We start from the raw sequence: 8,645 nt of genomic DNA, 5'->3' as shown, positions 1-8,645 counted from the left end.
GTCCTTTCTGTTGAATGTTGTCTCTACATTTCATTCTACAAAAAAGGACGATTTTTTTGTACCATTAAATAGCAAAAGGGCTAGACCGAAGGTCAATTAAAAATTGACTTTTCGGACAGCCCCTTTTTTTACTCATTTGATGTTATGATTTGACAATAGCCTCTTGTTCCTTCCGTTTCTTTAATTCCATTCGTTCCTTTTTGGATCGCTCCAAGTATCTTGGTAAGGATAATATTTGATAAGCATTACAAACTAAAAGTGGAAACAGCATCAAGTAAAACCAATCTTGTTCGTTTGTTCGTAGTACAGGTACCCATTCAATAATAGTGGCACAAACCATAAAAAATAATGCTGGTATAAATGTTTTTCTTTCATTAGATTGTCTAACCTTTAAATATGCAATTAATGTACCACTTAAAAAAAGAAATAAAGCAACAAGAACGTATCTCCAAATGGACTCTCCGCTGCTTGCAAAGGCATTATAACGTAAGTAAACTAAATCAAACAATACGAAAGCAATCAATACAACTTGAACAGGATTCCATAAAGACCGAAAAAAACCTAATCCGAAGCGATGGACCGTTAAGTATGCAAAATATCCCATTTGGCTTAAAGTTGCGAAAATAGCACCAATCCCCATAAACCAAATGGTTGTCATTCCAATCTCACTTAAATTTAATTCAATAAATAAATGCTTATAGTCATCCCAACGAACAGCAAACCCAGTAATAATTCCTATACCTATTCCAATCAATAAAGTATGAAGATAGAACCTAACCCAATTTCTAATATTCATATGTACCCCCCTGTATGTAAGAAACCTCTGTGAATTTCAAATATTTTCCGAATTATTATAATTTGATTGTACCAACCAAAACTTGAAAAATCTACCCTTTTGCAATAAGGAATATTTTTTATAAAAAACCTCATTCTAATAATAGATAAGTGATGAAGAAAGGAGCTTTTCTTATGGCAAAGAAAGCAACTCTTGCGCTCCTGTTTACATGTTTCTTTATTCTCCTAACCGCATGCTCAACACAAGATTCAGGCTCGGCAAATATTGAATATGAAGAGACTAAAAAAATGATTGTCGATATTTTAAAAACAGAAGATGGGAAAAAAGCATTAAAAGAGGTTTTATCAGATGATGAATTTAAAGCACAATTAGCAATTGATAACACGGTTGTAACAGATTCCATTCAGGCAACATTAGTCTCGGATAAGGGAAAAGAATTTTGGAAAAAAGCATTTGAAGATCCTGAGTTTGCCCAATCATTTGCCACAAGTATGGAGGAAGGAAATCAAAAATTAATGAAAAGTTTAATGAATGATCCAGAATACCGTAAAAAAATTATTGAACTCCTCCATGATCCTGATTTAGAAAAAGAGTTAGCAGATTTATTAAAGGGAAATGAATACCGTGAACATTTAAAGTCGGTTATATCGGAAACACTCGAAAGCCCTCTATACCAGGCTAAAATTCAAGAAATTTTATTAAAAGCAGCAAGTGAACAGGAAAAGAAAAAGGAAGAGAGTGAGTAACGAAAAAAGGCTGAAACATGGTTCAGCCTTTTCCTCATTATTTATGTTCTTCAAACATATTGGCAATTTTTTCTGCAATCTTAAAATAAATTTTTCCGATCGGGTGTTTAATTTGATATACGGAAGGTGCGAAATCATCATCATCCCAGTCTGGTTGACCAAGTGGAATTTGGCCTAACAGTGGAACGTTCAATTCTTCAGCTAGCTTGTCGCCGCCCCCTTGTCCAAAAATATAAGCTTTTTCACCAGTTTTAGAGCTTTCATAATAAGACATATTCTCAATCACACCAAGTATTTGATGATCCGTTTGAACCGCCATTGCTCCTGCTCTTGCCGCAACAAAGGCAGCTGTTGGATGAGGTGTTGTAACGATAATTTCTTTACTCGTCGGTAACATTTGGTGAACATCTAAAGCAACATCACCTGTGCCAGGAGGTAAATCTAGAAGTAAGAAATCTAAATCATCGCCCCATTCTACCTCAGTAAAAAAGTTCGTTAACATTTTTCCTAACATCGGACCTCTCCAAATAACGGGTGCGTTTTCTTCTACAAAAAACGCCATTGATATGACCTTTACACCGTAACGCTCTACTGGGAAAATCTTTTCGCCACGTACAACTGGTCTATCAATGATTCCCATCATATCTGGAACACTAAATCCATATATATCCGCATCAATCAACCCGACCTTTTTCCCCATACGGGCAAGGTTAACCGCCAAGTTGACGGAAACGGTTGATTTACCCACGCCACCTTTACCACTAGCAATTGAAATGACAACGGTTTTATTACTTGGTAATAGACCATTATTATTTTCAGGTCCTTCTGGCCGAAACTTTTCTATTATTTCATCTGGTAATTGTGAAAAACGGATACCAACAGTAGCAAAACCGGATTCTTTTAACTTTTCTACAACTTTTTGCTGAATTTGAATTTGTTCTCTCGTACCTGTTTTTGAAATCGCTAACTTAACACTGACATGTTTTTTCTCTTCATTAATCGAAACATCAATAACCCCTTTCGTTTCTTTTAATGACTTATGTAAAAACGGATCTTGAAAATTCCCTAATAAGTTCCTTACTTCGTTTTCAGTTAACATTTTTTTCGCCCCTTTAACTAGTTGTCCAATTTTATTATAAAACAATTTTAGATAATACAGAAATTTTATGTTTATTTTTTATCATGTAGATACGTTTGTTAATCTTTTGATGACAAGTTATTTTAAAATAATGTTTCATGTGAAACAACTCACATCAATATCCTTTACGCAAATAAATACTGTTCAAAAAAACCAAACACAATAATGTGTCCGATTCATTTGAACAGCGTATAATTTAGTTTTTCCTTTTTTCCATTTTTATTTGTAATTCTTTTTCTTCAGTAAAATAGCGCATAACTCCTTCATATATCGATGCCGCAACTCTTTCTTGATAATCATCGTCCATTAATAATTCACGCTCTGTTGGATTTGATAAAAAACCAATTTCAACAAGAACTCCAGGCTTTTTTATTGTTTTTAATAGGTAAACATGATTTATCGGCTTAGCCATGCGATTTGTATTTTCAAGATTATCAATTAATTCATCTTGTATCATCTCTGCTGCAATTTTATTTTCTACAAATTTTTCATGATAAAATGTTTGCGCACCGTGCCAACGTGCTGAAGGGATTGCGTTTAAATGAATGCTTATAAAAAAATCTGCATGGGATTCATTTATTAATTTTGCCCGTCGATGAAGATCTTCCGTTTTTCTTCGACTTAATCCTTTTGTGTCTTTATCTGCTAAATCATAATCATATTCTCTCGTCATTAATACTAAAGCACCTTGTTGCTGCAAATAATCCCGCAATTTTAGTGAAACAGATAAGGCGATGTCTTTTTCTATGGCTTTTCCTTTTTCTGCTCCTCCATCCGGGCCACCGTGACCGGGGTCAATATAAATAATCTTACCAGATAATGGTAAGTTCCAAGAATCCCATGTACTTTGGTCGAGAAAACGTGATTGTATGAAGAATGCAAAAATACCAACTAAAACCACTACAAAACCAACTGCAATCCACCTTTTTATCATCGCTCAACCCCCTTGCTTGTCCTATACAACTATATGGGGATGAGCCAAAAAATAGAACTTTTTTTCCAATAGAATTCATTATTGTATTCGCATTTTATACTTCATTTTTCCTTTATGAAAACCCTCTGAAAACCAATGTTCTATAAACAAATGACAAGCTCTTTGAATCGTTACCTTTTCATCCTCAGGGATGTTTCCCCAAAAAGTAATAAAATCAAAAAGGGCGTTGGAAAAATTGTCCAATTCCTCTTGAGAACGATATTTTATTTCTTCAAAGGGTTCCCCGTAATACCCTAAACGACTGTAACGACTACCTAATAAATAAACTTCTAATGCTATATCAAAACATCCTTCTTCAATTGCTTGATCAAATACAATACCCGCTCCTGATTTTATACGCCCAAAAAATTGTTGGACACTTTTTTTCAACGTAGAAATGGAAAGTTCACGTAATACACTTCGTTCAAACTTTATCTGTTGCTCTCTTCTTCTTCTCATAAACGTTGTGTCAACTTTTGTTATATCTATATGCATACCTTATCCCCCCCTTTTCTCTTATTGTTCTCTCTATTACAACGAAACGTTCAAAGAAATGTTGGAATACATGGTAAATGTAGGACAAAGATAACAAAACAATGTTGACCTTTATACCATTTATGGAAGGAATGTTGAAAAGGAACGTCTTTGTATTGAAGGGAAAAGAATACAGTTTTTCTAGTCAGCAGAGGCCAATAATTTCGCAAAAGAGGCTATTTTCTACTAGAGGTCTCTTTAGCAATAAAAGGAATGAGGAGGCACTTAACTCCTCCTCATTGTATGTTTTTATGTCATAAATTTCTTTGTGCCATTTTTATCAATTCTTTAACCATACGACCACCTAATTGCCCGCCAACTTTTCCTGCCTCTTCAGAAGTTAAGTTCCCATTATAACCTTTTTGTAAAGGAACGCCTATTTCTTTCGCAATCTCATACTTCGCTTTGTCAGGATTATTTACACGTGCTACTTTTGCCTTTAATTGGTCAAGTTTATGTCTTGCCTCAGGAACTAATATTTGATTTCGAATTCTATTCTCCAATTGCATCCCTCCTTATTCATAACATTCCCTAAAAATCTTAAAGTTCATGTTTGAATAAGTTGGTAATGCTCTTTATTGTCCTCTAGATTCTATTACATCAAACTCCTTACTATACATATGAATTGCTTGTTTTAACGTTCCCATCGTATCGACTTTTTCATGTAATTCAATCCCTAATTCAACAATGGTATTCGTAATTTCTGGGCGGACACCTGTAAGTGTGGCTTTACATCCTTGTATACGGATCCCACTAATAATATTAAATAAGTGTCCTAAAACAGCTGTATCCATATATGTTACACCAGATAAATCGATAATTATACGTTTTATGTTATTTTGATAAATTTGTTCGAGAACGTTTTGTTGAATACATCTAGCTCTTTTTGTATCAACAGTTCCTACCACTGGTAACACAGCCATTGAATCAGTTAAAGGAATGATTGGAACATTTAAATCCTCGATTAATTCATTTTGAGCGTTAATTAGATAATCTTTATATTCTGTGTAACTTGCAGCAAAATGTTTAATTAAGGAGTCGATGTTATGATTCACTTTTCTTTCTAATTCAAATAGATCTTTTTGTGTAATTCCTTTATGCTCATAATAATTATATAGAAAGTCCCAATATACTTTACGAATGGATTGGAACCATTCTAATTTTAAAATTAAGTCTAGTTCATACTTCGCCCAATGCTTGCCAGATTCCTTCGCATGCATTACTAAACCAAATTCATCGAATTCATTTAACAGTCTTACGATCTTTCTTAAATGTTCATTTATATATTCTTCATCAATGACTTCGACTGATTGTATGTGATTGAATATATCCTGGGCTTGTGATTGTAATATATTTATAAACCTTTGTTTGTTCACTTCGAAAAATTCAGAAAAATTTTGTCCCTCTTTATATGTTAGATTCAAATCTTCCACCCCTATTTCTGTGCTTTCTAAAATTGGAAACTCTAGAGTAAATATTGTGCCTACATTAACTTCGCTTTGTACATGTACTTTTCCATCATGATCATAAACCGTCGCAAAAACTTGCGCTAATCCCATCCCCGTTCCTGTTTCTTTTGATGTATAAAACGGTGTTCCTAATATATTAATCTTATCTTCAGGAATCCCTACACCAGTATCGGAAATTGATATAAATAATCGATCCTTCTTACGAAAATGACGAACAATTATAACACCTTCATCACGTATAGCTTCAAATGCATTTTTTATTAAATTAAATAATGCTCGTTTGATTTGATTCTTTTTACCAATGATCTGAACATTTGTATCACGAAATTCTGTTTTTACCTCAATACGATATTGCTGGTTTTGAAATAAATAAAGAACTGATTCGAGTTCTGTCGTAATATTTATATTAGCAAATGGTTCATTATCCATTTTTGGCTTTGCAACATTTAATAAGTTTTGCATTGTAACTAATGCCTGATCCAGTTCGCTAAGCGCTATATCTATATATTCATGGGGATGCTTTTCCTTTAATAAATCAAGGAAACCTTTTACAGCTGTTAAGGGATTGCGTACTTCATGGGCAATACCTGCTGCAATTTGTCCTACAGCAGCTAAGCGATTAATTGTAGATTCATCTCGTAGTATTTTTTTTCCATCCATTGGCATCTTTCCATTTGATCGCAATGATTTTCGTCCCTTTCTTTGAAGTCTCTATTATAAATTCATCCATTAATCTCTTTGCACCAAGTAAACCTAATCCTAACCCCTTCCGATTAAAATCGCGTTTCCCTTGAAGAATATCATTTAGTTGTCTTATGCCGCTTCCACAATCTTTTACGGTAATTTTTACTCCGTGCTTATTCATTGTTTCTAAAATAATAAACCCTTCACCATTTGCATGATCTACAACATTTTGTGTTAATTCTGAAACTGTAACCATTAACTTTTGAATATCTACTTGAGAAAATTGTATTGATTTTGCCAAACTTCGAACAAAGTTGACCGCAATTCGCACATCATTTTCTGACATAACTGTAATTTTCTTATACATAAAATAATTATAATATATAGACATTTGATAAGAAAGGAAAACTTCTTGCAGAATAACTATATATGGTGCTTAAACAATACTTACGAATTAAGATTTACAAGTATACGGTCACTTCGTTAAAGAGTTTAATAAAAAAACTCCCAACCAATTGGTTGAGAGTCTTTGTAAACAAAGAGAATTAACGTTTTGAAAACTGTGGTGCACGACGAGCGCCTTTAAGACCGTATTTTTTACGTTCTTTCATACGAGCGTCACGAGTTAAGAATCCTGCACGTTTTAATACTGCACGATACTCAGGATCAACTTCTAATAATGCACGCGCAATACCGTGGCGGATTGCACCAGCTTGGCCAGTGTAACCTCCACCTTTAACGTTTACTAATACATCATAACTTCCTAAAGTTTCAGTTGCAACAAGTGGTTGTTTTACAACTTCACGTAGTGCTTCAAATGGAATGTAATCTTCTATATCACGTTTATTGATCACGATTTTTCCGTCACCAGGAACTAAGCGAACACGTGCTACAGAACTTTTACGACGACCAGTTCCGTAATATTGTACTTTTGCCAAAATGATTTCCCTCCTCTAATTTTAACCGCGCAATTCTAAAGTTTCAGGTTGTTGTGCTTGATGTGGATGTTCAGATCCAGCATAAACATGTAATTTCTTCGCCATTTTACGTCCTAAAGAATTTTTTGGAAGCATGCCTTTAACAGCTAATTCAATCATTCTTTCAGGATGTTTTTCAAGCATTTCACCAGCAGTTGTTTGTTTTAAACCTCCTGGGTGAAGACTATGACGATAATAGATTTTATCTGTTAATTTTTTACCACTTAGCTTAATTTTTGAAGCGTTTAAAATAATGACATGATCACCAGTATCAACATGTGGTGTATAAGTTGGTTTATGTTTACCGCGTAAAATAGATGCTACTTCACTAGCAAGACGACCTAATGTTTGACCAGCAGCGTCTACTACGTACCATTTGCGTTCTATTTCGTTTGGCTTAGCCATATATGTCGTACGCATTATTTACTCCTCCTAAATTTACCGATTGTTTATTTTCAACATAATAAGTTTCCGGGGCTTATCATGGAAAAAACAATGTACCATCTGATATAATAACCTTTTATAAGGCTAATGTCAAGATAATCTTAAGCAATACTGCCTTAGTAAAATTAATAATAGACTTTATATAAATATAGTCCGTGACCAGGGACGGTTTTACCAGCTGCACCTCGATTTTTTGCTTGTAGAATTTCAAGTACATCTTCTGGTTTTCTCTTTCCTTCTCCTACTTCTAAAACTGTACCAACGATAATCCGAACCATATTATATAAAAATCCATTCCCTTTTATTTTAAAAATAAGTTTTTGTTCCTCTTCCACTAAACGAAACATATCAATTGTTCGAACCCGATCCTCTATATCAGACTTAGCCGAAGAGAAACTCGTAAAATCATGAGTCCCTAAGAAGAATTCTAGCGCTTTTTTCATCGAATCTATTTCCAAAGGATAAGGGTAGTGAAAAGCATAATTTCGTAAAAATGGATTACGTTTGGTATCCCTATAAAGGTAATAATGGTATTCCTTTCCTTTTGCTGAAAAACGTGCATGAAATGAGCAATCAACGGATTCAGTCGTTAATACAACAATATCTTCTGGTAACTGCGCATTAAGTGCCCGGGTCCATTGTTCCCCTTTTAAATCTAGGTAAGTATCAAAATGAATAACTTGCCCTTTCGCATGTACACCGCGGTCGGTCCGACCAGAGCCATGAATGCGAACAAATTCCCCTTTATGCATGCGACTTAGTACTTTTTCAATTTCACCTTGTACCGTTCGTCCATTTGGTTGTACTTGGTAACCTACAAAATCAGATCCATCATAACTAATGATACATTTTACTCTATTCATTGTATCATCCTAACATCCCTT

At 34.2% G+C, this 8,645-nt stretch carries 11 protein-coding genes; 1 reads left to right on the top strand and 10 read right to left on the bottom strand.

The annotated features are described in order from the left end of the window. Positions 1 to 142: 142 nt before the first annotated feature. Positions 143 to 796: a KinB-signaling pathway activation protein gene (locus tag OEV82_RS06340; protein WP_173658174.1), complete on the bottom strand. Its 654-nt coding sequence runs from the start codon at positions 794 to 796 to the stop codon at positions 143 to 145. Positions 797 to 969: 173 nt separating this feature from the next. Between OEV82_RS06340 and gerD the strand changes: the two genes are divergently transcribed. Continuing rightward, positions 970 to 1,542 carry a spore germination lipoprotein GerD gene (gerD, locus tag OEV82_RS06335; protein WP_263061351.1) on the top strand — a complete coding sequence of 191 codons (573 nt, stop codon included), beginning with the start codon at positions 970 to 972 and terminating at the stop codon, positions 1,540 to 1,542. Positions 1,543 to 1,579: 37 nt separating this feature from the next. On the opposite strand, the gene OEV82_RS06330 is transcribed toward gerD, so the two are convergent. The 9 genes from OEV82_RS06330 to truA form a co-directional block, all read right to left on the bottom strand. After that, entirely contained in the window at positions 1,580 to 2,641 is a 1,062-nt protein-coding gene (locus OEV82_RS06330; protein ID WP_263061350.1) for an Mrp/NBP35 family ATP-binding protein, read from the bottom strand. Positions 2,642 to 2,876: 235 nt separating this feature from the next. Then, complete coding sequence (gene cwlD / locus OEV82_RS06325; RefSeq protein WP_407672748.1) at positions 2,877 to 3,611, bottom strand: N-acetylmuramoyl-L-alanine amidase CwlD; 735 nt, start codon at positions 3,609 to 3,611, stop codon at positions 2,877 to 2,879. Between the two features lie 81 nt (positions 3,612 to 3,692). Continuing rightward, positions 3,693 to 4,148 carry a DUF2521 family protein gene (locus OEV82_RS06320; RefSeq protein ID WP_173662065.1) on the bottom strand — a complete coding sequence of 152 codons (456 nt, stop codon included), beginning with the start codon at positions 4,146 to 4,148 and terminating at the stop codon, positions 3,693 to 3,695. Positions 4,149 to 4,441: 293 nt separating this feature from the next. Next, positions 4,442 to 4,690, bottom strand: coding sequence for an alpha/beta-type small acid-soluble spore protein (locus OEV82_RS06315; protein WP_263061348.1), 249 nt, complete (start codon positions 4,688 to 4,690; stop codon positions 4,442 to 4,444). A 72-nt stretch (positions 4,691 to 4,762) separates the two neighbouring features. Then, positions 4,763 to 6,316, bottom strand: a complete 1,554-nt coding sequence (locus tag OEV82_RS06310) for an ATP-binding protein (protein WP_173662558.1) — start codon at positions 6,314 to 6,316, stop codon at positions 4,763 to 4,765. Next, the gene (locus OEV82_RS06305) at positions 6,288 to 6,686 is read right to left on the bottom strand and encodes an ATP-binding protein (RefSeq protein ID WP_173662557.1); all 399 of its coding nucleotides are present in this window, start codon (positions 6,684 to 6,686) and stop codon (positions 6,288 to 6,290) included. The genes OEV82_RS06310 and OEV82_RS06305 overlap by 29 nt, the downstream gene beginning before the upstream one ends. Before the next feature lie 199 nt (positions 6,687 to 6,885). Then, complete coding sequence (gene rpsI, locus OEV82_RS06300; RefSeq protein ID WP_263061347.1) at positions 6,886 to 7,278, bottom strand: 30S ribosomal protein S9; 393 nt, start codon at positions 7,276 to 7,278, stop codon at positions 6,886 to 6,888. Between the two features lie 21 nt (positions 7,279 to 7,299). Beyond that, positions 7,300 to 7,737: a 50S ribosomal protein L13 gene (gene rplM / locus OEV82_RS06295; protein ID WP_263061346.1), complete on the bottom strand. Its 438-nt coding sequence runs from the start codon at positions 7,735 to 7,737 to the stop codon at positions 7,300 to 7,302. Between the two features lie 149 nt (positions 7,738 to 7,886). Continuing rightward, entirely contained in the window at positions 7,887 to 8,624 is a 738-nt protein-coding gene (gene truA / locus OEV82_RS06290) for a tRNA pseudouridine(38-40) synthase TruA (protein WP_263061345.1), read from the bottom strand. Between the last annotated feature and the right edge of the window lie 21 nt (positions 8,625 to 8,645).

The organism is Pallidibacillus thermolactis (assembly GCF_025660415.1).
In the GTDB taxonomy this organism is placed as follows: domain Bacteria; phylum Bacillota; class Bacilli; order Bacillales; family Caldibacillaceae; genus Pallidibacillus; species Pallidibacillus thermolactis.
This window is presented reverse-complemented; position numbering and strand designations above follow the sequence as displayed.

Coding starts and splice junctions, on each gene's coding strand:
- OEV82_RS06340 (WP_173658174.1), bottom strand. CDS start 796: ATGAATATTAGAAATTGGGTTAGGTTCTATCTTCATACTTTATTGATT.
- gerD (WP_263061351.1), top strand. CDS start 970: ATGGCAAAGAAAGCAACTCTTGCGCTCCTGTTTACATGTTTCTTTATT.
- OEV82_RS06330 (WP_263061350.1), bottom strand. CDS start 2,641: ATGTTAACTGAAAACGAAGTAAGGAACTTATTAGGGAATTTTCAAGAT.
- OEV82_RS06320 (WP_173662065.1), bottom strand. CDS start 4,148: ATGCATATAGATATAACAAAAGTTGACACAACGTTTATGAGAAGAAGA.
- OEV82_RS06310 (WP_173662558.1), bottom strand. CDS start 6,316: ATGGATGGAAAAAAAATACTACGAGATGAATCTACAATTAATCGCTTA.
- OEV82_RS06305 (WP_173662557.1), bottom strand. CDS start 6,686: ATGTCAGAAAATGATGTGCGAATTGCGGTCAACTTTGTTCGAAGTTTG.
- rplM (WP_263061346.1), bottom strand. CDS start 7,737: ATGCGTACGACATATATGGCTAAGCCAAACGAAATAGAACGCAAATGG.
- truA (WP_263061345.1), bottom strand. CDS start 8,624: ATGAATAGAGTAAAATGTATCATTAGTTATGATGGATCTGATTTTGTA.